This is a genomic window from Streptomyces sp. KR55, assembly GCF_052245645.1.
Lineage (GTDB): Bacteria > Actinomycetota > Actinomycetes > Streptomycetales > Streptomycetaceae > Streptomyces > Streptomyces flavusporus.
Map to the genome: position 1 here is coordinate 1 of NZ_JBQQCE010000122.1, position 22,248 is coordinate 22,248.

Annotated in this window: 19 protein-coding genes; 9 read left to right on the plus strand and 10 right to left on the minus strand. The window is 69.7% G+C overall.

Features of this window, described 5'->3' with window-relative positions; genetic code table 11:
* Positions 1-2,352, minus strand: a 2,352-nt coding sequence (gene uvrA / locus ACTWQJ_RS19480; protein ID WP_443307904.1) for an excinuclease ABC subunit UvrA, incomplete at its 3' end; no start/stop codon positions are given.
* Between the two features lie 224 nt (positions 2,353-2,576).
* On the opposite strand from uvrA, the gene ACTWQJ_RS19485 reads away from it, so the two are divergent.
* Positions 2,577-3,263, plus strand: coding sequence for a maleylpyruvate isomerase family mycothiol-dependent enzyme (locus ACTWQJ_RS19485; RefSeq protein ID WP_443307905.1), 687 nt, complete (start codon positions 2,577-2,579; stop codon positions 3,261-3,263).
* A gap of 111 nt (positions 3,264-3,374) precedes the next feature.
* Positions 3,375-4,031, plus strand: coding sequence for an MBL fold metallo-hydrolase (locus ACTWQJ_RS19490; RefSeq protein ID WP_443307906.1), 657 nt, complete (start codon positions 3,375-3,377; stop codon positions 4,029-4,031).
* Positions 4,032-4,259: 228 nt separating this feature from the next.
* On the opposite strand, the gene aroQ is transcribed toward ACTWQJ_RS19490, so the two are convergent.
* Complete coding sequence (gene aroQ / locus ACTWQJ_RS19495) at positions 4,260-4,739, minus strand: type II 3-dehydroquinate dehydratase (RefSeq protein ID WP_443307907.1); 480 nt, start codon at positions 4,737-4,739, stop codon at positions 4,260-4,262.
* Between the two features lie 104 nt (positions 4,740-4,843).
* On the opposite strand from aroQ, the gene ACTWQJ_RS19500 reads away from it, so the two are divergent.
* On the plus strand, positions 4,844-5,890 hold the full coding sequence (locus tag ACTWQJ_RS19500; RefSeq protein ID WP_443307908.1) for a S66 family peptidase: 1,047 nt from the start codon (positions 4,844-4,846) through the stop codon (positions 5,888-5,890).
* Between the two features lie 94 nt (positions 5,891-5,984).
* Positions 5,985-7,256, plus strand: coding sequence for an MFS transporter (locus ACTWQJ_RS19505; protein WP_443307909.1), 1,272 nt, complete (start codon positions 5,985-5,987; stop codon positions 7,254-7,256).
* A gap of 31 nt (positions 7,257-7,287) precedes the next feature.
* Here ACTWQJ_RS19505 and ACTWQJ_RS19510 read toward each other — a convergent pair whose 3' ends face one another.
* From ACTWQJ_RS19510 to ACTWQJ_RS19535, 6 genes are all read right to left on the minus strand, one after another.
* Entirely contained in the window at positions 7,288-8,388 is a 1,101-nt protein-coding gene (locus ACTWQJ_RS19510) for a calcium:proton antiporter (RefSeq protein WP_443307910.1), read from the minus strand.
* A 262-nt stretch (positions 8,389-8,650) separates the two neighbouring features.
* On the minus strand, positions 8,651-9,652 hold the full coding sequence (locus ACTWQJ_RS19515) for a TerC/Alx family metal homeostasis membrane protein (RefSeq protein ID WP_443307911.1): 1,002 nt from the start codon (positions 9,650-9,652) through the stop codon (positions 8,651-8,653).
* A gap of 260 nt (positions 9,653-9,912) precedes the next feature.
* Positions 9,913-11,901 (minus strand): TerD family protein, encoded by a 1,989-nt coding sequence (locus ACTWQJ_RS19520; RefSeq protein WP_443307912.1) that lies wholly within the window; start codon positions 11,899-11,901, stop codon positions 9,913-9,915.
* A 56-nt stretch (positions 11,902-11,957) separates the two neighbouring features.
* The gene (locus ACTWQJ_RS19525) at positions 11,958-12,536 is read right to left on the minus strand and encodes a TerD family protein (protein WP_129797301.1); all 579 of its coding nucleotides are present in this window, start codon (positions 12,534-12,536) and stop codon (positions 11,958-11,960) included.
* 160 nt (positions 12,537-12,696) lie between these two features.
* On the minus strand, positions 12,697-14,847 hold the full coding sequence (uvrB, locus tag ACTWQJ_RS19530; RefSeq protein ID WP_443307913.1) for an excinuclease ABC subunit UvrB: 2,151 nt from the start codon (positions 14,845-14,847) through the stop codon (positions 12,697-12,699).
* Positions 14,848-14,887: 40 nt separating this feature from the next.
* Positions 14,888-15,757, minus strand: coding sequence for an MHYT domain-containing protein (locus ACTWQJ_RS19535; protein WP_443307914.1), 870 nt, complete (start codon positions 15,755-15,757; stop codon positions 14,888-14,890).
* Positions 15,758-16,037: 280 nt separating this feature from the next.
* Here ACTWQJ_RS19535 and ACTWQJ_RS19540 point away from each other — a divergent pair, with 280 nt between their 5' ends.
* A complete protein-coding gene (locus ACTWQJ_RS19540; protein WP_443307915.1) occupies positions 16,038-16,913 on the plus strand; it encodes a glycerophosphodiester phosphodiesterase in 876 nt (291 codons plus the stop codon).
* 55 nt (positions 16,914-16,968) lie between these two features.
* Positions 16,969-17,523, plus strand: coding sequence for a methylated-DNA--[protein]-cysteine S-methyltransferase (locus tag ACTWQJ_RS19545; protein WP_385509218.1), 555 nt, complete (start codon positions 16,969-16,971; stop codon positions 17,521-17,523).
* Between the two features lie 13 nt (positions 17,524-17,536).
* On the opposite strand, the gene ACTWQJ_RS19550 is transcribed toward ACTWQJ_RS19545, so the two are convergent.
* Complete coding sequence (locus tag ACTWQJ_RS19550) at positions 17,537-17,965, minus strand: VOC family protein (RefSeq protein ID WP_385509219.1); 429 nt, start codon at positions 17,963-17,965, stop codon at positions 17,537-17,539.
* A 65-nt stretch (positions 17,966-18,030) separates the two neighbouring features.
* Between ACTWQJ_RS19550 and ACTWQJ_RS19555 the strand changes: the two genes are divergently transcribed.
* The 3 genes from ACTWQJ_RS19555 (at position 18,031) to ACTWQJ_RS19565 (ending at position 21,573) form a co-directional block, all read left to right on the plus strand.
* Positions 18,031-18,972, plus strand: coding sequence for a pseudouridine-5'-phosphate glycosidase (locus ACTWQJ_RS19555; RefSeq protein ID WP_443307916.1), 942 nt, complete (start codon positions 18,031-18,033; stop codon positions 18,970-18,972).
* Positions 18,969-19,925, plus strand: a complete 957-nt coding sequence (locus ACTWQJ_RS19560) for a carbohydrate kinase family protein (RefSeq protein ID WP_443307917.1) — start codon at positions 18,969-18,971, stop codon at positions 19,923-19,925. The genes ACTWQJ_RS19555 and ACTWQJ_RS19560 overlap by 4 nt, the downstream gene beginning before the upstream one ends.
* Before the next feature lie 520 nt (positions 19,926-20,445).
* Entirely contained in the window at positions 20,446-21,573 is a 1,128-nt protein-coding gene (locus tag ACTWQJ_RS19565; RefSeq protein WP_443307918.1) for a magnesium and cobalt transport protein CorA, read from the plus strand.
* A gap of 57 nt (positions 21,574-21,630) precedes the next feature.
* Here ACTWQJ_RS19565 and ACTWQJ_RS19570 read toward each other — a convergent pair whose 3' ends face one another.
* The gene (locus ACTWQJ_RS19570) at positions 21,631-22,059 is read right to left on the minus strand and encodes a CBS domain-containing protein (RefSeq protein ID WP_224740369.1); all 429 of its coding nucleotides are present in this window, start codon (positions 22,057-22,059) and stop codon (positions 21,631-21,633) included.
* Between the last annotated feature and the right edge of the window lie 189 nt (positions 22,060-22,248).

Sequence of the window (22,248 nt, forward strand, 5' to 3'; positions counted from 1 at the left end):
GTAGTGGACCTCCAGCGTCTCCCGGTTGTAGCGGGCGCCGTGGCAGACCTCGCACGGAACGTAGACGTCCGGGAGGAAGTTCATCTCGATCTTGATCGTGCCGTCGCCCGAGCAGTTCTCGCAGCGGCCGCCCTTGACGTTGAAGGAAAACCGGCCGGGCATGTAGCCGCGGACCTTCGCCTCGGTCGTCTCGGCGAACAGCTTGCGGATGTGGTCGAAGACACCGGTGTACGTCGCCGGGTTCGACCGCGGGGTGCGACCGATGGGCGACTGGTCGACGTGCACGACCTTGTCGACGAGGTCGTCGCCGTCCACGCGCGTGTGCCGCCCGGGTACGTTCCTCGCGCCGTTCAGCTCGCGGGCCAGGTGCGTGTACAGGATGTCGTTGACCAGCGTCGACTTTCCGGAGCCGGACACGCCCGTGACCGCGGTGAACACACCCAGCGGGAAGGACACGTCGATGTCCTGGAGGTTGTTCTCGCGGGCACCGTGCACGGTGAGCTGCCGGGACGGGTCGCGGGGGCGACGGATGTCCGGCATCGGGATGGACTTCTTCCCGGCGAGGTACTGACCGGTCTGCGACTCCTCGTTGGCGAGCAGCTCCTTCAGGGAGCCGCTGTGCACGACCTTGCCGCCGTGCTCGCCCGCGCCGGGGCCGATGTCGACGACCCAGTCGGCGGTCTTGATCGTGTCCTCGTCGTGCTCGACGACGATGAGCGTGTTGCCCATGTCGCGTAGCCGGACCAGGGTCTCGATCAGCCGGTGGTTGTCGCGCTGGTGCAGGCCGATGGACGGCTCGTCGAGGACGTAGAGGACGCCGACGAGGCCGGAGCCGATCTGGGTGGCCAGGCGGATGCGCTGGGCCTCGCCACCGGACAGCGTGCCGGCGGCGCGGTTCAGCGAGAGGTAGTCCAGGCCGACGTCGACCAGGAAGCGCAGCCGCTCGTTGACCTCCTTCAGCACGCGCTCGGCGATCTTCTTGTCCCGGGCGTTGAGCTTCAGCTCGCCCAGGAACTCCGCGCAGTCGCTGATCGACATCGCGGAGACCTCCGCGATCGACTTCTCCATGATCGTGACTGCGAGGACTATCGGCTTCAGGCGCGTGCCCTCACAGGTGGGGCAGGGCACCTCGCGCATGTAGCCCTCGAAGCGCTCGCGGCTGGCGTCGCTCTCGGCCTCGCTGTGCCGGCGCTTGACGAAGGGGACGGCGCCTTCGAAGGGCGTGGTGTAGACGCGCTCGCGGCCGTACCGGTTGCGGTAGCGGACCTCGATCTGTGTCTTGTGGCCGTGGAGCAGCGCCTTCCGGGCACGCTGTGGCAGGCCCGCGAAGGGGATGTCCGTCCGGAATCCCAGCGCGTCCGCGAGGGCGCCGATCAGGCGGCCGAAGTAGTCCTTGGTGTGCCCGTGCGACCAGGGGTGGATGGCGCCCTCGTCGAGGGACTTCTCCTCGTCCGGGACGATCAGCTCGGGGTCGACCTCCATGCGCGTGCCGATGCCGGTGCAGTCGGGGCAGGCCCCGAAGGGCGAGTTGAAGGAGAAGGAGCGCGGCTCCAGCTCCTCGAAGGAGAGGTCGTCGTACGGGCAGTACAGGTGCTCCGAGTACATGCGCTCGCGCTCGGGGTCGCCCTCGGGGAGGTCGACGAAGTCGAGCACGACCATGCCGCCGGACAGGCCGAGGGCGGTCTCCACGGAGTCGGTGAGGCGGCGCTTGGCGGAGTCCTTCACCGTGAGACGGTCGACGACCACCTCGATGGTGTGCTTCTCCTGCTTCTTCAGCGTGGGCGGGTTGGAGAGCTGGATCGTCTCGCCGTCCACCCGTGCGCGGGAGTAGCCCTTGGTCTGGAGATCGGCGAACAGGTCGACGAACTCGCCCTTGCGCTCGCGCACCAGCGGCGACAGCACCTGGAAGCGGCTCCCCTCCGGCAGCTCCAGGACCTTGTCGACGATGGCCTGCGGCGACTGCCGCGAGATCGGGCGGCCGCATTCCGGGCAGTGCGGCTTGCCGATCCGCGCGAAGAGCAGACGCAGATAGTCGTAGACCTCGGTGATGGTGCCGACCGTGGAGCGCGGGTTGCGCGAGGTCGACTTCTGGTCGATCGAGACAGCCGGGGACAGACCCTCGATGAAGTCGACGTCCGGCTTGTCCATCTGGCCGAGGAACTGACGGGCGTACGAGGAGAGCGACTCCACGTAGCGCCGCTGACCCTCGGCGAAGATGGTGTCGAAGGCCAGGGAGGACTTGCCCGACCCCGAAAGGCCCGTGAAGACGATGAGCGAGTCCCGGGGCAGGTCGAGCGAGACGTTCTTCAGATTGTGCTCGCGCGCGCCACGGACGATGAGACGGTCGGCCACGCCGGTCCGCACCTTTCTTGAGAGAAGTGACAGGGGCGGGGCCCCCGTGCTTTCTCAGACTAGGGGGAGCCACTGACAACGCCGGTCGGATTCCCGAGTTGCATAGCAATCCCCGACCATCCAGCATGCCCGACGCCACAGCCGACCATATAGCACGCGCATTCGATTTACGGGCCGGGCCCACCACCTTCACCCGAACGTGTGGCGGAGCTAGGGTCGGCGTCATGACTGATCACGCGCGTGACCTGGTGTCTGTACGTGAAGCGACCGAACGGCTGCTCATCGCGGTCGGCAAGCTGGACAACGCGTCCGTGTCGCAACCGTCACGGCTCCCCGGCTGGAGCCGCGGTCATGTTCTCGCCCACCTCGCCCGCAACGCGGACGCCCTCGCGAACGTCCTGGAGGGCCGTCCCATGTACGTCTCCGGCCGGGCCCGGGACGCCGACATCGAGCGGGACGCGCCCCGTCCGCTGGACGTCCAGCTCGGTGATCTCCGCGAGAGCGCGGCCCGCTTCCAGGAGGCGGCGGCCGTGCCCGCCGACTGGTCGCGCACGGTGGAGCTGCGCAACGGCGTCACCGACTCCGCGTCCCGGTTGCCCTTCCGGCGGTGGGCCGAGGTCGAGCTGCACCATGTGGACCTCGGCATCGGCTACGAGCTGGAGGATCTGCCGGCGGAGTTCGTGGAGCGGGAGATCGACTTCCTCGCGGACAGGTTCACCGGTCATCCAGAGGTGCCGTCCACCCGGCTGACGGACGGCACGCGCGCGTGGAGCACGGGCAGCGCAGCGCCTGAACCCGAGATCACCGTGACGGGATCCCGGGCCGACCTTCTGGGCTGGCTCGCCGGCCGCCGCGACGGAGCCGGCCTGACCGTGTCGGGCGGTCCCCTGCCGACGCTTCCACCCCTGTAGCCGACGGGCGGCCCGCCCTGCTCCGGGCCGGGGTCATGCCCGCCGCTCCCGGCCACCCACGGTGGCCCCTCTGCGGGCCCCGGCCCGGACTCCCGGCGATAGGCTGCCACCATGACGTACAGCGGACAGGTGACGGTCGGCGGCCCGGCGGACGTGCACGAGCTGAAGGACCTGATGATCACCAAGATCGCGGTGGGCCCGATGGACAACAACGCCTATCTGCTGCGCTGCCGGGCCACGGACGAGCAACTGCTGATCGACGCGGCGAACGACGCCCACACGCTGCTCGGCATGATCGGTGACGACGGCATCGCGTCCGTCGTCACCACGCACCGGCACGGCGACCACTGGCAGGCGCTCGCCGAGGTCGTGGCAGCCACGGGAGCACGCACCTACGCGGGCCGGGACGACGCCGACGGAATCCCCGTACCGACCGACGTCGCGGTCGACGACGGCGACACCATCCGGGTCGGGCGCGTGGAGCTCACCGCGCGCCATCTGGTCGGGCACACGCCGGGCTCGATCGCCCTCGTCTACGACGACCCGCACGGGCACCCGCATGTGTTCACGGGGGACTGTCTCTTCCCGGGAGGTGTGGGCAACACCCACAAGAATCCCAAGGCGTTCGCCAGTCTGATCCACGACGTCGAGACGAAGATCTTCGACGTACTTCCGGACGAGACGTGGGTCTACCCGGGGCACGGCAACGACACCACGCTGGGAGCCGAGCGGCCGCATCTGCCGGAGTGGCACGCACGGGGGTGGTGACCCCCGTCCCCGGGGGGCGTGAATCGCCGAACGCGCGCCCCGTGTGAATCCTCTGCACGCGCCGGCCCCCCGCGCGCACTCCCCGCGCACGCGGTTGCGCGGTCAACTGGAAGCAGCCCCGCGCGGGATGACGGCACCTGCGCGGTATGGGCCGCCGGTCCCATCGATCCCCGCCCTCGGCCGGCGGCCCGGGCAAGTCCCGTACCCCAGCGCCGCCCTGACGGCGCTTCAGGACTGTGCGTCTGCCTGTGCCGACCCGACCAGCGCCGCGACCCGCTCCACCCCGAACACATACCCCTGGACTCCGCACCCCGCGATGACCCCGTCGGCGCGCAGGGAGACGTACGAGTGGTGCCGGAACGACTCGCGCTTGTGGATGTTGGAGATATGGACCTCCAACACTGGGAGGCCGTCACAGGTGTTGAGCGCATCCAGGATCGCAACGGATGTGTGCGAGTAGGCGCCGGGGTTGATGACGATGCCGCAGTGGTTCAGCCGCGCCTCGTGGATCCAGTCGACCAGCTCACCCTCGTGGTTGGACTGCCGGAAGTCGATCGTGCCGCCGTGCGCGGCCGCCGCCTTGGCGCACAGGGCCTCGACGTCGGCCAGGGTCTCGGAGCCGTAGATCTCCGGCTGGCGCTGGCCGAGCAGGTTCAGGTTGGGGCCGTTGAGGATCATGATCGGGGCGTTGGCCAGGGTGCGGGGCACGGTTCCTCCGGTCCGTTCGGGGTCGAGCGGTCCGTCGATGACCGCTGCTCAGACCCCGGTTTATCACGGTGCACGGACCACGCCATGAGTCATACCCTCCGGGTATGACCGTGATCTCGTATCCGCCCAAGCCCTCCCCCGGCGACCGCATCGCCGTCATCTCGCCTGGCGCGGGCCTTCCCGGACTCTTCCCACGCCCCTTCGAACTGGGCCTGGAGCGGCTGCGCAAGGACTACGAACTCGAACCGGTCGAGTACCCGGCGACTCGCAAGATGGGTTCGACCCCGCAGGAGCGGGCCGACGACATCCACGCCGCGTTCGCCGACCCCGACATCAAGGCGGTCATGGCGTCGATCGGCGGCGACGACCAGATCACCGTGCTGCCGCTGCTGGACCGGGAGTTGATCCGGGCGAACCCGAAGCCGTTCTTCGGGATGAGCGACAACACGAACCTGCTCGCCTTTCTGCGCAACACCGGAATCGTCGGCTACCACGGCGCGACGGTGATGACCGCGCTGGGCCGCCCGGTGGCCATGGACCCGCTGACGGCGGAGTCGCTGCGGGCGGCGCTGTTCACGTCGGGCGAGTATGAGTTGAAGCCCGCCGAGCGTTGGAACGACGTCGACCGCGGCTGGGCCGACCCGGCGACCTTCGAGGCGGAGCCGGAGACGCGGCCCGGCGCCGGGTGGAGCTGGGTGAACCCCGAGCGGGTGGTGGAGGGCCGCAGTTGGGGCGGCTGCCTGGAGATCTTCGGCTGGCTGCTGATGGCCGACCGGGAGATCCCGCACGACCTCTCGGAGTTCGACGGCGGCGTACTGCTCCTGGAGACCTCGGAGGAGATGCCGAGCGGCACGGAGGTCTTCCGCACCCTGCGGAACATGGGCGAGCGCGGGCTGCTCCAGCGCTTCCCGGCGCTGCTGATGGGCCGCGCGAAGACCTGGTCCTTCGACCGCCCCAACAGCGCGGAGGAGGCCGCTCGTTACGCCGCCGAGCAGCGCGAGGCCGTCCTGCGCGCCATGGAGGCCTATGCCCCGGACACCACGATCGTCTTCGACGTCGACTTCGGGCACACCGGTCCGCAACTGGTGATCCCTTACGGCGGCCTGGTGCGCGTCGACGGGCCCGCCCGGCGCATCACCGTCACATACTGACGGGGCCGATCGCCCCCGCGCGCCCCCGTAACTCGCCGTCACTGTGGGTAGTTGACGCGGCATGCACGACGTACGCATCGTAAGGGCGCCCTCCATGCTGCGGCTCGCGGCCGCCTCGCTCGCCGGAACGGCCATCGAGTTCTACGACTTCTTCGTCTACGGGACCGCCGCGGCGCTGGTCCTGGGGCCACTGTTCTTCCCGACGTTCTCGCCGGTGGCGGGGACCCTGGCCGCCTTCGCGACGTTCGGGGTGGGCTTTGTGGCGCGGCCACTGGGATCGGTGCTGTTCGGGCACATCGGGGACCGGCACGGACGCCGGCCGGTCCTCATCGCCTCGCTGCTGCTGACCGGCGTCTCCACGGTCGCGGTCGGCTGCGTACCGACGTACGACACGATCGGTGTGACCGCTCCCCTCCTGCTGCTTGTGCTGCGCTTTCTGCAGGGGCTGGGGCTCGGCGGCGAGTGGGGCGGGGCCGTGCTGCTGACCGTGGAGCACGCGCCTGCCGAACGGCGAGGTCTGTGGTCGAGCTTCCCGCAGGTCGGGCCGGCGCTGGGCTTCCTGCTCGCCAACGGCGTGGTGCTGGGGCTGTCGGCGACGCTGTCCGACGCCCAGTTCGCCGCCTGGGGATGGCGGGTGCCGTTCTGGGCGGCAGGGGTGCTGGCCCTGGTGGGGCTGTGGCTGCGGTCGTCGCTCGCCGAGAGCCCCCGGTTCCTCGAAATCGACGACCACGCGCGCGTGCCGCTCGCCGAGGTGGTACGCGACCACTGGCGGCTCCTCCTGCTGACGGCCGGGGGGCTGTCGATCGGATACGCGATCTTCTACGCCGTGACGACCTGGTCGCTCGCGTACGCCACGGAGCGGCTCGGTGTGAGCCGCAGCGTCATGCTGACCTGCATCATGGGCGCGGTGGTGGTGAAGGGCTCACTCACACCGCTGATGGCGCTGCTCGGCGACCGGTACGGGCGGCGGCCTCTGTGCCTGATCGGGTGCGCTGTCGCCGCCCTGTGGATGTTCCCGATGGTCGCGCTCCTCGCGACGGGCGCGCCGCTGCCGATGTTCCTGGGCTTCGTCGGGGCGATGCTCGCGTTCATCACGATGTTCGCCGTGATCGCCGCGTATCTGCCGGAGCTGTACGAGCCCCGGGTGCGCTGCACGGGCGCCGCGGTGGGCTACAACCTCGGCGGCGTCCTCGGTGGCGCGCTCACCCCGATCGTGGCGACAGCGCTGGCCGAGCAGGGCGGTCGGGTGCCCTGGGGCGTGGCCGCATACCTCACGACCATTGCGTTGCTCAGCCTGGGGTGCTTCGCGCTGCTCCCGGAGACCCGCCCGGTGCGGGTGGCGGCGGCAGAGGCGACGGCCGGCTGACGCACGACGTCCATGGGTGGCTCGTACGCCCCTAGGGATTGATCGCGAGTTCCAGGTAGGCCGCGAACATCACCAGGTGGACGCCTCCCTGGAGGGGTGTGGCCCGGCCCGGCACCACGGTCAGGGAGGTCACCACGACGGTGAGCGCGAGCAGCACCATGTGGGTGGCGCCGAGGCCGAGGACCAGGGGTCCGGAGAGCCAGATGGAAGCCAGGGCGACTGCGGGAATGGTCAGGCCGATGCTGGCCATCGCGGAGCCGAGGGCGAGGTTGAGGCTGGTCTGCACACGGTCGCGGCGGGCGGAGCGCAGCGCGGCGATGGTCTCGGGGAGCAGGACGAGCAGCGCGATGATCACGCCGACGACGGCGTGGTGCAGACCGGCGGCCGCCACCGCGGACTCGATGGTGGGCGACACACCCTTGGCCAGTCCGACCACCCCCACCAGCGCGAGCCCCAGCAGGGCCAGGCTGATCCACGCGGTGCGCGCGGACGGCGCTTCGGCGTGGTCGTCCGCGGTGATCACCTCGCCCTGCCGGGTGATGGGCAGGAAGTAGTCGCGGTGCCGTACGGTCTGGGTCGCCACGAACAGCCCGTAGAGGATCAGCGAGGACACTGCGGCGAAGGTGAGCTGTACGCCGGAGAACTCCGGGCCCGGCTTGCTCGTGGTGAACGTGGGCAGCACCAGGCTGAGTGTGGCGAGCGTCGCGACGGTCGCGAGGGCGGCGCCGGTGCCCTCGGGGTTGAAGACGGCCGTGCCGTGGCGCAGGGAGCCCACGAGGAGGCTGAGGCCGACGACGCCGTTGCAGGTGATCATCACCGCCGCGAAGACGGTGTCCCTGGCCAGGGTCGAACTCTTGGCGCCGCCGTCGGCCATCAGGGTGACGATCAGGGCGACTTCGATGATGGTGACGGCGACGGCGAGGACGAGCGAACCGAAGGGCTCGCCGACCCGGTGGGCAACGACCTCGGCATGGTGCACGGCGGCCAGGACCGCCCCGGCCAGCACCACGGTGACCACCGCTACGACCGCGGCCGGCAGATCCCGTCCCCAGGTGAAGATGAGCAGGACCACCGCGAGCACCGGCACGAGGGACGTCCACCGGGTCGTGAGCGACCTGAGCCGAGGGGTCATGCGGCGATCGTCGCAGACGGGCCGGGGCCCCGCATTCCGGTCGGTGTGGGCCTTGTCGTCTCGGGTTCGCTGCTTCACATCGCCTCCTCCTGCGCACGCCTGCGCGTTGGACTCCATCACCACGGGACAGCGGTCGTCCTGGTCTCCTCCATCGGTTCGGTGGGTGCGGTCTCGGCATCAATGTCCGCACGAACGACCAGGGCGGTGGACGGCAATCCGCCGCACACCGCCCTGACTGCGTTGCTCTCGCGTCTCCGCGCGGTCAGGCGTCGATGCTGTCCTTCGGAGCGCCCTCGCTCGGCGCCTGCGCCGCTTCGGCGGCCGCCTGCTTCTTGGAGGCCCGGAGGCTGGTGATCGTGGTGATGACCAGGACCGAGCAGATCACGCCGAGCGAGACCGGGATGCTGATCTCGGGGACGTGGACCCCGGACTCGTGCAGGGCGTGCAGCACCAGCTTCACGCCGATGAAGCCGAGGATGATCGACAGGCCGTACGACAGGTGGACCAGCTTCTTCAGCAGGCCGCCGATGAGGAAGTACAGCTGCCTGAGGCCCATCAGCGCGAAGGCGTTGGCCGTGAACACGATGTACGGGTCCTGCGTGAGACCGAAGATCGCGGGGATCGAGTCGAGCGCGAAGAGCACGTCCGTGGTGCCGATCGCGAGGATCACGACCAGCATCGGGGTCATGACCCGCTTGCCGTTCTGCTGGATCCACAGCTTGGTGCCGTGGTAGCGGTCGGCCACACCGAAGCGCCGCTCGGCCGCCTTGAGCAGCTTGCTCTCCTCGTACTCCTCGTCCTCCTCCTCGGCCCGGGCCTCCTGGATGAGCTTCCAGGCCGTGTAGATCAGGAAGGCGCCGAAGATGTAGAACACCCACGAGAAGCTGGCGATGATCGCGGCGCCCGCGGCGATGAAGATCGCGCGCAGTACGAGGGCTATGAGTACGCCGATGAGGAGCACCCGCTGCTGGTACTGCGAGGGCACGGCGAACTTCGCCATGATCAGCACGAAGACGAAGAGGTTGTCGACACTCAGCGATTTCTCGGTGATGAAGCCGGCGAAGAACTCACCGGCGGGCTGGCCTCCGCCGAAGACGAGCAGCCCGAGGCCGAAGAGGCCTGCCAGCACGATCCAGACGACGGTCCAGATCCCGGCTTCCTTGATCGATACGTCGTGTGGCTTGCGGCCGATGAAGAAGTCGACCGCGATCAGTGCGGCCAGTCCTACGACGGTCAGGACCCACAGGGTCAGGGAAACATCCACTGCGCCTCCGGCAGTACGTAACGGCAAACAGTCAGTCAGCGTCGTCGCTGCCGGAGGTCTCTTCCACCCACAAATGGGCCGGCGCCCCGGGATCTGGCCTGATCCGTATTGACGGGTACGCCGCAGTAGTCAGGGAGTACTCCCCTCCGTGCCGAAAAGAGTACCCAATCACCAAGGAAAGGCAAAGTGGTTAGTAAAAGAATGACCAAAGGTGCAGGTCAGGGCGCTTTATATGCGCTTGGTGCGGGCGGGGGTGACGGTCACCGGTGCCATGCGCGGCGAGCCGCGGCCACCTGCGTGAGCACCTGCTGGAGCACCTGACTGCCGGAGGGCACGACCGGCGGCTCGTACGTCCAGGCGTGCCCCACCCACGGGTCGGCGAGGTGATCGTCGGCCACCGGAGTCAGTCGCAGAAGCGAACGCCACAGGGGGTCGAGCAGCGGTCCGTAACCCGCGGAGTCCTCGCGGTCGGCCACCATCATCAGATGGACGCCGACGGCCGGGCCCTCGTCGGCGAGATAGCGCAGCTGGGTCACCGCCCGGTCGTCGAAGCCGTGCGGGAAGTCGTTGACCACCAGCAGGTGCTGGGAGGTGTCCATGCCCGGTGGCAGGGCGTCGGCCGCGCCGCCCCGCACCGCCATCTGCACGAGGTCGACGCGCTGAGTGAGTCTGGCCAGGACGTCCGCCACACCGGCGGCACCTACGGCGGGCGGCGCCGCGAGCGCCCCGGTCTGCACCAGCGGTGCCAGCGCCTGCGCTCCGGAACCGGCCGGGTCGATCACATGCACGGTGAACTCGCCCGCCGGATGCACGGCGAGCAGCCGGGCCGCGTGGGCCACCGCCGACTCCATCGCCAGACGCCGCAGATCGTGCGAGTCGGCGAACGAGCCGTCGAGCGCCCCGGCACGTCCGCTGTCGATCCACAGGCTGCGCTCCAGCGGCAACCGGACCAGCATCGGGATGCGCAGCTGGGCACACTCGGGCAGATGCAGCTCGCCCAGGCGCAGAGCCATCGGCATCTCCATCGGCACCCGGTAGCCGTGCCAGACGGGGTTGTCCCAGCCCGCGTACGCCGGTGGCAGCGCGGGTTCGACGACAGCGGCCTCGGCGGTGAGCTGGGCGACATCCCGGTCGAGGGCCTCTTTGGCCTGGTCGACGAGCTGGGTGTGCCGGGCGCGGGCGGCCTCGCGCGCGGCGTCGGCCTGCCCCCCGATCCGGCCGCGCGGGTCGGACAGGACCTGCTCCAGCTCCTTGTCCATGCGCGATTCGGCGAAGTCGACTGCGCTGCGGTAGGCGGCCGTGGTGCGGGCCAGGTCCTCGAACATGCCCCACACCTGGTTGTAGAGCCGCTCGTCCATGGACCAGCCGGTGGCGTCGCCCGCGATGGGCTGGGCGGGCTGACCCGGCGCCGCAGGGGGCGCGGTCGGCGGGGGCGGGGGCGGCGCCCCGTTCTGCCGACGGGGATGGTTGTAGTCGATCGGACCGGCGGCGGTGGGCGCGGACGGCTCCGTGAGGGCGGACGGGTCGGCCGAGGCCGGCCCTCCGGGGTAGCCCGTACGGGATCCCGCGCCGGCCTGAGGGCTCTGGGCGCCGTAGGGTGAGCTGCTCTGGTCCGGGCCGAGGGTGGGGGCGGCCGACTGCCTCGTGCGGTCACCGTCCGCCGTGCGCGGTGGGGGCGCCGCCACGGAGCGGGCCAGTCCGCGGGCCACGGCGTCGTTTATGGTGCCGGCGAGCTGGTGAGCCTGGGGCAGGTGCTGGTCGGTGAAGAGCTCGGCGAGCCCGCCCGCATAGCCCTGACCGACCGCGCGCACCTTCCAGGCGCCCTGGCGGCGGTAGAGCTCCAGGGCGACGACGGCCGTTTCCGCTTCCAGGCCGGTGATCGTGTAGCTGGCGACCTCGGTTCCGTCCAGCCCGGTGACCGCGACGAAGGGGGCGGCCAGGGCACCGAAGCGGTTCGGCCCTCCCCCGACGCCGTTGGGCAGGGCGAGCAGCACATGGACGCGGTGCACCGTGTCCGGCATGGCGTCCAGATCCACCGCGAGGCGATGGTCGGCGGCCGCCTGCCGGGGGACCTCAAGTCCGGGCAGGGTGGGTGCGCCCGGGTGGGCCACCCGCTCCACCGCGTGGACCTTGCCCTGGTCGTCGCTGAGCGTGGCCACGGCCACGATCGGCGTGCCGGCCGAGACCCGGATCTCGAGACGGGCCTGGGAGAGCGGGTGGTTCTGCCCCCGCACCAGCTCGGCCGTCATCGCCTTCGTCCCCCTGTGTCGTGTGTCGGTGTCGTGTGCCGCTCGCCGGGCCCGCCCTAAAGGAGCGGCAGGATCGCCGGCATCAGGTCCTGGAAGGTGCGACCGTTGGCCGGGTTGCCGAGGGCCGTCATCGTCCAGCCCGGGCCATTGCGGTGCACCTTCGCCATGATCTGGGCCGTGTACTGGCCGCCGCCCGCCAGCGTGTAGCGGGCGAGCTCCTGGCCGTTGGTCTCGTCGACGAGGCGGCAGAACGCGTTCTGCACCTCCTGGAAGGTCTGGCCCGTGAAGGAGTTCACGGTGAAGACGATCTGGTCGATGTGGACCGGGAGGCGCTGCAGGTCGACGAGGATCGCCTCGTCGTCGCCGCCCTGGCCGACACCGCCGACGAGGTTGTCACCTGTGTGCCGAACGGAGCCGTCATCGCTCACCAGGTGGCGGAAGAAGACGACGTCGACCGGCTGCTTGTCCGCGAACAGGACGGCGGAGGCGTCGAGGTCGATCTCCCGGGTGCGCGAACCGAACAGGCCGCGGCGCGGGGCCGCCTGCCAGCCGAGACCCATGCGCACCGCGGTCAGGCTGCCGCCGTCGTTCTTCTGCAGACTGATGGCCTGACCCTTGGTCATGTTGACGGTCACGCGCTGTTTCCCCTCTCGAGCATTCCCCTGTTGCCGCGATACCGCGGATGACCAGAACCCTACGCAGGGGCACTGACAGTGCCGTACCCCGGTCCGCACTTTGTGTCGGTCTTGCAACACAGCGCATTCCCGGCGAGGTCACTGAGGCCTCCGTGGCCCGTCAGGCCAGTCCCGCCTCCTTCATCTGGCGGAGTTCCTTCTTCATCTCGGAGACCTCGTCGCGCAGCCGGGCGGCGATCTCGAACTGCAGGTCCGCGGCTGCGGCGCGCATCCGCGCGGTCAGCTCTTCGATCTGCTCGGCGAGTTCGGCCGCGGGACGGTCGGTGGGCACGGTTTCCCCGGCCTTGCCCTTGGCCCTCTTGGCCGCCTTCCCGCCCTTGACCGCGTGCTCGCCCAGGGAAGGCACCGGGGCCTTGGTGCCGCGGCCGTCCTTCTTCGCCTTGCGGTAGCCCGTACCGAGCAGCTGCTCGGTGTCGACGTCCTCGCGCGCGATCTGCGCGACGATGTCGTTGATCTTCTTGCGCAGCGGCTGAGGGTCGACGCCGTTCGCCTTGTTGTACGCGACCTGCTTCTCCCGGCGGCGGTTGGTCTCCTCGATGGCCTTCTCCATCGCCGGGGTGATCTTGTCGGCGTACATGTGGACCTGGCCGGAGACATTACGTGCCGCGCGGCCGATGGTCTGGATCAGTGAGGTGCCGGAGCGCAGGAAGCCCTCCTTGTCGGCGTCGAGGATCGCCACGAGGGAGACCTCGGGCAGGTCCAGGCCCTCACGCAGGAGGTTGATGCCGACCAGCACATCGAACTCGCCGGAGCGCAGTTCGCGCAGCAGCTCGACGCGGCGCAGGGTGTCGACGTCGCTGTGCAGATAGCGGACCTGGATGCCGAGTTCCAGGAAGTAGTCGGTGAGGTCCTCGGCCATCTTCTTGGTGAGCGTGGTGACCAGGACGCGCTCGTCCTTCTCCACGCGCGTGCGGATCTCGTGCACCAGGTCGTCGATCTGACCCTCGGTGGGCTTGACGACGACCTCCGGGTCGACCAGGCCGGTGGGGCGGATGATCTGCTCGACGACGCCGTCCCCGCGGGAGAGCTCGTAGGTGCCCGGGGTCGCCGAGAGGTAGACGGTCTGCCCGATGCGCTCCTGGAACTCCTCCCACTTCAGGGGGCGGTTGTCCAGAGCGGAGGGCAGCCGGAAGCCGTGCTCGACGAGGGTGCGCTTGCGGGAGGCGTCGCCCTCGTACATGGCGCCGATCTGCGGCACGGTGACATGCGACTCGTCGATGACGAGCAGGAAGTCCTCGGGGAAGTAGTCCAGCAGGGTGTTCGGCGCGGAGCCGGGCAGGCGGCCGTCGAAGTGCATCGAGTAGTTCTCCACGCCGGAGCAGGTGCCGATCTGGCGGAGCATCTCGATGTCGTACGTCGTCCGCATCCTGAGGCGCTGGGCCTCCAGGAGCTTGCCCTGCTTCTCCAGCTCGGCCAGGCGCTCGCCGAGTTCCTTCTCGATGTCGTTGATGGCCCGCTCCATGCGCTCGGGGCCCGCGACGTAGTGGGAGGCCGGGAAGACGTACAGCTGTTCGTCGTCGCTGACGATCTCACCGGTGAGCGGGTGGAGGGTGGACAGCGCCTCGATCTCGTCGCCGAACATCTCGATGCGGACGGCCAGCTCCTCGTAGACCGGAAAGATCTCGATGGTGTCGCCGCGCACCCGGAAGGTGCCGCGGGTGAAGGCCATGTCGTTGCGCGTGTACTGGATGTCCACGAAGCGGCGCAGCAGCTCGTCGCGGTCGATCTCCTCGCCGACCCTGAGCGGGACCATGCGGTCGACGTACTCCTGCGGCGTACCGAGACCGTAGATGCAGGAGACCGAGGCGACCACGACGACGTCGCGGCGGGTGAGCAGCGAGTTGGTCGCGGAGTGGCGCAGGCGCTCGACCTCCTCGTTGATCGAGGAGTCCTTCTCGATGTAGGTGTCCGACTGCGGGACGTAGGCCTCGGGCTGGTAGTAGTCGTAGTACGAGACGAAGTACTCGACGGCGTTGTTCGGCAGAAGCTCTCTGAACTCGTTCGCCAGCTGGGCGGCCAGGGTCTTGTTCGGGGCCATCACCAGGGTGGGGCGCTGAAGCTTCTCGATCATCCACGCGGTGGTGGCGGACTTGCCGGTGCCGGTCGCGCCGAGGAGGACGACGTCCTTCTCACCGGCTTCGATGCGCCGGGCGAGATCGGCGATGGCCGTCGGCTGGTCGCCGCTCGGCTGGTAGGGGCTGACGACCTCGAAGGGCGCCACCGTGCGTTCGATGTTGGAAACGGGCCGCATGGAGTCCACCGTACGACCCCGCACTGACAACGGGCTCGGATCACCAGTTCTGCGGGGTGCGGGAGCGCTGGCGGGTCGGCTGCCGGCGGGAGCGGAGTGCGATGCGGCGGGGCTGGTGGGGCCGGTCGGGCGCGTGGGCCGGGACGCCGGGCTTGTCTTCGGCTCGGGGCCAGTGGGGCTTGCCCATGACCATGAGGGGGTCGAACAGCACGACGACGCCCGCGAGGCAGAGGAAGGCGAGGGGGCCGATCAGCATGGGGGCGAGCAGCGCCGCCGGTGAGTCCCCCGTGGACGGGTCGGCGGGGGCGTGGAGGTGGACGCTGAGGGCTGCCATGCCCGTGTAGTGCATGCCGCTGACCGCGAGCCCCATGATGAGGCTGGCGCCCACGCTCCACCACAGTCCTCTGACCTGTCCGGCCGCCCACAGTGCGGCCGTGGCGGCGACCATGGCTATGACGACGGAGGCGGCGACGGTGAGCGTGTTGTACTCCAGTTTGCCGTTCAGCTGCATGCCGGCCATGCCCAGGTAGTGCATCGACGCGATGCCGAGGCCGGTGATGGTGCCTCCGGTGAACAGGGCGGTGCCCCTGGCGCCCCGGTAGCCGACGATGAAGATCCCGATGCCGACCATCACGATGGCGATGCCCAGGCTGGCGTACGTCATCGGTTTGTCGTAGTGGATCGGCGCCTCTTTGACCTTGAAGCCCATCATCGCGATGAAGTGCATGGTCCATATGCCGGAACCGATCGCCGCGGAGCCCAGGGCGAGCCATCCGGGGCGCCAGGAGCCGGCCACGAGCATGGATCTCGTGGTGCAGCGCAGGCCGAGTGCACCGCCGAGGCAGGCCATGAGGTAGGCCACCACGGGTGTGACGAGGCCGTAGCTGAATCCGTCGACCGTGCCTTGCATGCGCGGCTACCCTTCCGCCCTCTTTCGTCCCGGAATGCCCTGATGTACGCCCCCTCCCAGGACCGCAACGAACGGTCAGGGTTGAGGCAGAGAGTATGACTCGCACCGGAATGCTCGAACGATTTTCCGGCAAAGAAACACGTCCCTGCCCCAGTTGTGCCGCTGTGGTGAGCGGTCTCGGGCATCACCATTCAATCTGTGGCCATCCTGTACCCCTCTGGCGTTGACCCTCTGCTGTCACGGTGGAGCCGTCCGTGATTCTTCGACGCGAGGAGTACGCATGCACGCGCGCGCAGTTGCCGCCACGACCACCGCGCTCCTGGGGACCGTCGCCCTGTTGTTCCCTGCCGCCGACGCCGGCGCCGACAGTGCTGTCGGGCAGCCTGTGGTCATCGCCCACCGGGGCGCCTCGGCGCAGGCGCCCGAGAACACCCTCGCCGCCGTCGACAAGGCGGCCGAGCTGGGCATCCAGTGGGTCGAGAACGATGTGCAGCGGACCAAGGACGGCGAGCTCGTGGTGATCCACGACGACAGCCTGCAGCGCACCACCGACGTGGAGGAGATCTTCCCCGACCGCGCGCCCTGGAAGGTGAAGGACTTCACGGCCGCCGAGATCGCACGCCTCGACGCGGGGAGCTGGTTCGCCCCCTCCTATGCGGGCGCGCGCGTGCCGACGCTCAAGGAGTACCTGCGTCGAGTCGAGCACCATCACCAGAAGCTCCTTCTCGAAATCAAGAAGCCGGAGCTGTATCCGGGAATCGAGCAGCAGACGCTCAAGCTCCTCGGCAACGAAGGCTGGCTCGACCGGCAGCACCTCACGGGCCGGCTGATCGTGCAGAGCTTCAGCGCGGACAGTGTGCGGACCGTCCACGAGCTGAAGCCCACCGTCAGGACGGGGTTCCTCGGGACACCGTCCATGGCGGAGGTTTCCGGGTACGCGCGCTTCGTCGACCAGATCAACCCGTCGTACGGCACCCTCTCGGCCCGCTATGTCTCCGCCGTCCACGGCTTCACCGGCGCCCACGGCAGGCCGCTGGAGGTCTTCACCTGGACCGTGGACGATGCGGCCACCGCCCGGCGGGTCGCCAGGTACGGCGTCGACGGCATCATCACCAACAAGCCCGACGTGGTGCGCGAGGCACTCGGCGGGGAGTGACGGTCCCGGGGGCCGGTCGCCGGTCATTGTCAGTGGCGGGTCGTACGGTGGGCGCATGGACAGCCATGGGCAGGACGAGCAGCAGGTCGTGTGGACCGTCGTCGACAGCGACATCGGTCCGCTGTTGCTGGCCGCGACGACCGAGGGCCTGGTCAACGTCGTGTTCCACGCCACGGACGCGGTGCGTGACAGGGCGCTCGACCGGCTGGCGTCCCGGCTGGGCGCCGAGCCGGTCGAAGCACCCGGCTCTCCCCTGCTGGCCGAGGCGATACGTCAGGTGGAGGCCTACTTCGCGGGTGAACGGCGGGACTTCCGGCTGCCGCTGGACTGGTCTTTGATCTCGGGCTTCAACCGTCAGGTGCTGCGCGAGCTGGCGTCCGGCGTGCCGTACGGCACAGTGGTCGGTTACGGCGATCTGGCCGACCGGGTCGGCCAGCCGGGCGCGGCCCAGGCGGTGGGCATGGCGATGGGCTCCAACCCGCTGCCGGTGGTCGTGCCCTGCCACCGGGTCGTCGAGAGCGACGGCGGCATCGGCGGGTTCGGCGGCGGTCTGGAGACCAAGCGGAGGCTGCTGGCGCTGGAGGGCGTGCTGCCCGAGCCTCTGTTCTGAGGCCCGGGCCCACTCACGCGTAGTGACGTGCCTCCAGGACGTTGCCGTCCGGATCGCGGAAGTAGAAGCTGCGGGGTGCCTTGCCGCGTGCGCCGAAGGAGTCGCGGGAGATGTCCGAGACGGGGACCGAGCGCTCCTCCAGGCGTGTGCGCAATGCGTCGAAGTCGTGCTCCGACAGTGCCAGGCAGACGTGGTTGACAGGGTGGCCCGCGCTCCCGGCGGCGTCGGGGAGCATGTTCATGCGTTCGGCCATGCTGAGAGGTGCGAGGTCGAAGATGGTCTCGTCATTGAGGCGTACGGAAGGGAAGGACACCTCGCCCGCGGCGAACTCGGTGACCCTCAGGGGCTCCAGTCCCACCGCCTTCTCGTAGAAGTCGGCGGCGGCGACCGGGTCGCGCACCCACAGGACGACGTGATCGAGACGTGTCGTGTTGTCCGTCATGCCCCCAGGCTGGTGTCGTCCCTCACCGGCCGCAAGGGTTTGACGGGACCCGCCGCCCGCCAGAGATGAGGGAAGACCGACAGACAGGAGGCAGGCGCGTGACGCTGGTGGTGTCCGAAGAGGTGCAGGAAGCGGTCCACGCGCGTCGGCCCGTGGTGGCCCTGGAATCCACGATCATCGCGCACGGGCTGCCGCGGCCGCGCAATCTGCAGGTGGCGCTCGAGCTGGAGGAGGCCGTACGGCAGGAGGGCGCCGTCCCGGCGACGATCGCCGTGCTGGACGGGCGGCCTCGGGTCGGCCTGGACAAGGAGCAGCTGGAGCGGGTCGCCAACGAGGACGGGATCCGTAAGCTGGGCCACCGCGACCTGGCCCTCGCCGTTGCCTCCGGGGCGAGCGGGGCGACCACGGTCTCCGCGACCGCGCTGCTGGCGGCGCTGGCCGGAGTGCGGGTCTTCGCCACCGGCGGGCTCGGCGGGGTGCACCGGCAGTGGACGGTGACGCAGGACGAGTCCGCCGACCTGGGCCTGCTGGCGCGCACGCGGATCACGGTGGTGTGCGCGGGGGTGAAGTCGATCCTGGACGTACCGGCGACTCTGCAGCGGCTGGAGACACTGGGCGTCGCGGTGGCCGGGTACGGCACGGACCGTTTCCCCGGCTTCTACCTCTCCGACTCGGGACACCCGGTGGACTGGACGCTGAACAGCCCGCAGCAGGTGGCGGAGGTCATGCGGGCCCAGGACGCGCTCGGTGTCCCGGACTCGGCGCTGATCGTGGCCAACCCCGTTCCGGAGGCGGAGCAACTGGATCCCGGGCTGCACGCACGCGTGCTCGCCGACGCGCTGCGGGCCTGCGAGGAGGAGGGAGTCAGCGGCCAGGCCGTCACACCGTTCCTGCTCGACCATCTGGTGCGGCACACCGACGGTGCCTCGCTGCGGGCCAACCTGGCCGCAGTTCGTGGCAACGTACGGCTGGCGGGACGGATCGCGGCGGCCTGGGCCGGGGCGTGAGCGGCTCGGGGACGCCGGGGCCGGGGGCCGCTTCGGCCCGCCGTGGCTCCCCGAGCGGTGCGCTGCTGGTGGTCGGGGACGTGGTGACGGACGTCGTCGCCCGGCATCGAGGGCCTCTGGCCGCGGGTACCGACACGGCCGCCGTGATCCGGACGGTGCCCGGTGGTGCGGGCGCCAATGTGGCCTGCTGGGCTGCCCATTGGGGTTGTGCGGAGGTGCGACTGCTCGGACGGGTGGGGAGGGACGCGGCAGCGTGGCACGAGCGGGAGCTGGCCGCCGCCGGGGTGCGGTCACGTCTGGTCATCGATCCGCAGGCGCCGACCGGGACGGTGATCTGCCTCGTCGACTCGGGCGCTTCGGCAGAGCGGACGTTCCTCACCGACAGCGGTGCCTCGCTGCGTCTCGAGCCCGGTGACTGGTCGGACACCTTGCTCGACGGCGTCGCATGGCTGCATCTGTCCGGCTACCTGCTCTTCTCCGAGCAGAGCCGCGCGCTGGTGGCGCTGGCCCTGGCGTCGGCACGCGCGCGTGGGGTGCCGGTGAGTCTGGATCCGGCGTCGGCCGGTTTCCTCATGGAGCTGGGCGTCGACCGTTTCCTTGCGTCGGCCGAAGGGGTGGAGGTCCTGCTGCCCAGCCGGGACGAGGCGTGCCTGCTCACCGGGTTGCCGGATGCGGCGGACGCGGCGGCGAAACTGAGCCTCCACGTCCCGCTGGTGGTCGCCAAGCAGGGGGCGGACGGGGCTCTGGTCGCCCGCTCCGGCACCGTGCACAGTCGGGTGCCCGCCGCACCGGCGAGACCCTTGGACACCACCGGCGCCGGCGACGCGTTCACGGGCGCGTTCCTCACCGCCCTGCTCGCCGGCTCCGAGCCCGAGGCCGCGGCGGTGGACGGGTGTCTGGCGGGTGCGCGGGCGGTCGAACAGGTGGGCGGCAGGCCTCCGGTGAGCAGCTGACAGCAGGCAGAACGGCGAGCCTGGCCCGCCTTGTCGACCACCTCCTGGGCGCGGCAGTTCCCCTCACGTCCACCCCTTGCGTCCCCACGCCGAAATCATCGGAACCGCGGCAAGATCCATGGTGTCGGAGGGTGGTGAGGGCCTCGGAGCACGCTCCCGTCCCGGACTGCCGGTTGTCGAGGAGAGACCCGTCCGTTGACGTCATACCGCGATCATCCCATTTATCCGACTTGCCGGGAGGGGTCGACGCTCCGGTGCGACGGGAGGTCCGCGACGAGGTGGATGAGGTATCGGGCGCCGGGCGCATCGAGACGGGCGGTCGGCCCGTGCCGGACGCCAGGCGGTGTAATTCCCGCCACGGGACCGCCACAGGTCCCACAGGCCAACTCCCGTTGTCCACAGGCCGGAACCAAGCGGAACCCATGGTTTCCACAGGCTTACCCGCCGCTCACGCGGCCCTGGCACACTGGCGCGACAGGCGCAGGATGCGGCGCGAGGGGATCCGAGCAAGGAGATCCAGATGTCCATGGCAGGGAATCTGCGGAAGGTCACGAGCCTCGGCACGGTCGACGGCCTCCGCAAGGTGGCGCGGCTGGCCCGGCGGCGCAGGCGTGTCGACCTGAGCCACCCCGCGCGATCCCCGCTGGGCACCTCGGTGGTGAACTGCGTGGCGTACGAGGAAGGGGGCCGCGTCCCCATCGGTGGCGACCTGGTCGACACGGTGGAGCGGGTACGCAAGAGCGGCGACGGCTTCGTCTGGCTCGGTCTCCACGAGCCGACGAACCAGGAGTTCGCCGGCATCGCCGAGCTGTTCGACCTGCATCCGCTGGCCGTCGAGGACGCGATCGAGGCACATCAGCGCCCGAAGGTCGAGCGGTACGGGGAGACGCTGTTCGCGGTGTTCAAGACGGTCTGCTATGTCGAGCACGAGGAACTCACGGCCACGAGCGAGGTGGTGAACACCGGCGAGATCATGGTGTTCGTCGGCCAGGACTTCGTGATCAGCGTGCGGCACGGACGGCACGGTTCGCTGGGCCCGCTGCGCGAGGAGCTGGAGGCGGAGCCCGGCCAGCTCGCCAAGGGGCCGTCCGCGGTGCTGCATGCGATCGCGGACCATGTGGTCGACGACTACCTCAACGTCATCGACTCGGTACAGGCCGACATCGAGCACGTCGAGACCGATGTCTTCGCGGAGAACGGCGCGCGAGCGGATCCCGGCCGCATCTATCAGCTCAAGCGTGAACTGCTGGAGCTGAAGCGGGCGGTGGTCCCACTCGGCCGTCCGCTCGCGGATCTCGCCAACCGGCCGATCCGGGTGGTGGAACCGGAGATACAGGCCTACTTCCGCGACGTGTCCGACCACCTGCAGCGGGCCACGGAGCAGATAGCCGCCTTCGACGAGCTGCTCAACTCGATCCTGCAGGCCCACCTCGCCCAGGTGACGGTCGCGCAGAACGAGGACATGCGGAAGATCACGGCATGGGCCGCGATCGTCGCGGTGCCGACGATGGTCTGTGGGGTCTACGGAATGAACTTCGACCACATGCCGGAGCTCCACTGGCGATACGGCTACGGCATGGTCATCGGCGTCATATCCCTCGTCTGCCTGGTGCTCTACCGCGGTTTCCGGCGCAACGGCTGGCTCTGAGCGGGCCCGTGATGCGCGCCGGACGGGGCTGCGGTGCCGGCGAGGCAGGGCATCGGGTCAGCGTGCCGTGCTCCTGGCGTAGACCCGCTCCGCCCAGGCGCCGATCTGGTCCTCCGTCAGGTGCTGGGCCAGGTCGGCCTCGCTGATCATGCCGACCAGGCGCTTGTTCTCGATGACGGGCAGGCGGCGGATCTGGTGGTCCTCCATCTCCTGGAGCACCTCGCTGACATCGGCGCCGGCGTCGATCCAGCGCGGCGTGCCCTTGGCCATCTCGCCCGCCGTGACCTTGGCCGGGTCGTGGCCCATGGCCACACAGCCGACCACGATGTCCCGGTCGGTGAGGATGCCGCAGAGCCGTTCGTTCGCGTCGCTGATGGGCAGGGCTCCGACGTTGAGCTCACGCATCAGCTGGGCGGCACGGTCCAGGGTCTCGTGGGCGGGGATCCACTGGGCACCACGGTGCATGATTTCTCCGGCGGTGGTCATGGGGTACCTCCCGGTGCCGGACGGCCGGCGCGGCGCAGGACACGCCGCTAGTCCCGGCGCCCTACATTCTCGCCGGGTCGCGCGGCGCACGCACCCGGAACTCCGGCAGCCGGAGCGGGCAGGGGGAGGCGCTCACGGAAGGGATGGATCACGTACTCCGCTTAGGGCCTGTCCGGCGGATCATGCCGC

Coding starts and splice junctions, on each gene's coding strand:
- ACTWQJ_RS19485 (WP_443307905.1), top strand. CDS start 2,577: ATGACTGATCACGCGCGTGACCTGGTGTCTGTACGTGAAGCGACCGAA.
- ACTWQJ_RS19490 (WP_443307906.1), top strand. CDS start 3,375: ATGACGTACAGCGGACAGGTGACGGTCGGCGGCCCGGCGGACGTGCAC.
- ACTWQJ_RS19500 (WP_443307908.1), top strand. CDS start 4,844: ATGACCGTGATCTCGTATCCGCCCAAGCCCTCCCCCGGCGACCGCATC.
- ACTWQJ_RS19505 (WP_443307909.1), top strand. CDS start 5,985: ATGCTGCGGCTCGCGGCCGCCTCGCTCGCCGGAACGGCCATCGAGTTC.
- ACTWQJ_RS19510 (WP_443307910.1), bottom strand. CDS start 8,388: ATGACCCCTCGGCTCAGGTCGCTCACGACCCGGTGGACGTCCCTCGTG.
- ACTWQJ_RS19520 (WP_443307912.1), bottom strand. CDS start 11,901: ATGACGGCCGAGCTGGTGCGGGGGCAGAACCACCCGCTCTCCCAGGCC.
- uvrB (WP_443307913.1), bottom strand. CDS start 14,847: ATGCGGCCCGTTTCCAACATCGAACGCACGGTGGCGCCCTTCGAGGTC.
- ACTWQJ_RS19535 (WP_443307914.1), bottom strand. CDS start 15,757: ATGCAAGGCACGGTCGACGGATTCAGCTACGGCCTCGTCACACCCGTG.
- ACTWQJ_RS19540 (WP_443307915.1), top strand. CDS start 16,038: ATGCACGCGCGCGCAGTTGCCGCCACGACCACCGCGCTCCTGGGGACC.
- ACTWQJ_RS19545 (WP_385509218.1), top strand. CDS start 16,969: ATGGACAGCCATGGGCAGGACGAGCAGCAGGTCGTGTGGACCGTCGTC.
- ACTWQJ_RS19550 (WP_385509219.1), bottom strand. CDS start 17,965: ATGACGGACAACACGACACGTCTCGATCACGTCGTCCTGTGGGTGCGC.
- ACTWQJ_RS19555 (WP_443307916.1), top strand. CDS start 18,031: ATGAGGGAAGACCGACAGACAGGAGGCAGGCGCGTGACGCTGGTGGTG.
- ACTWQJ_RS19565 (WP_443307918.1), top strand. CDS start 20,446: ATGTCCATGGCAGGGAATCTGCGGAAGGTCACGAGCCTCGGCACGGTC.
- ACTWQJ_RS19570 (WP_224740369.1), bottom strand. CDS start 22,059: ATGACCACCGCCGGAGAAATCATGCACCGTGGTGCCCAGTGGATCCCC.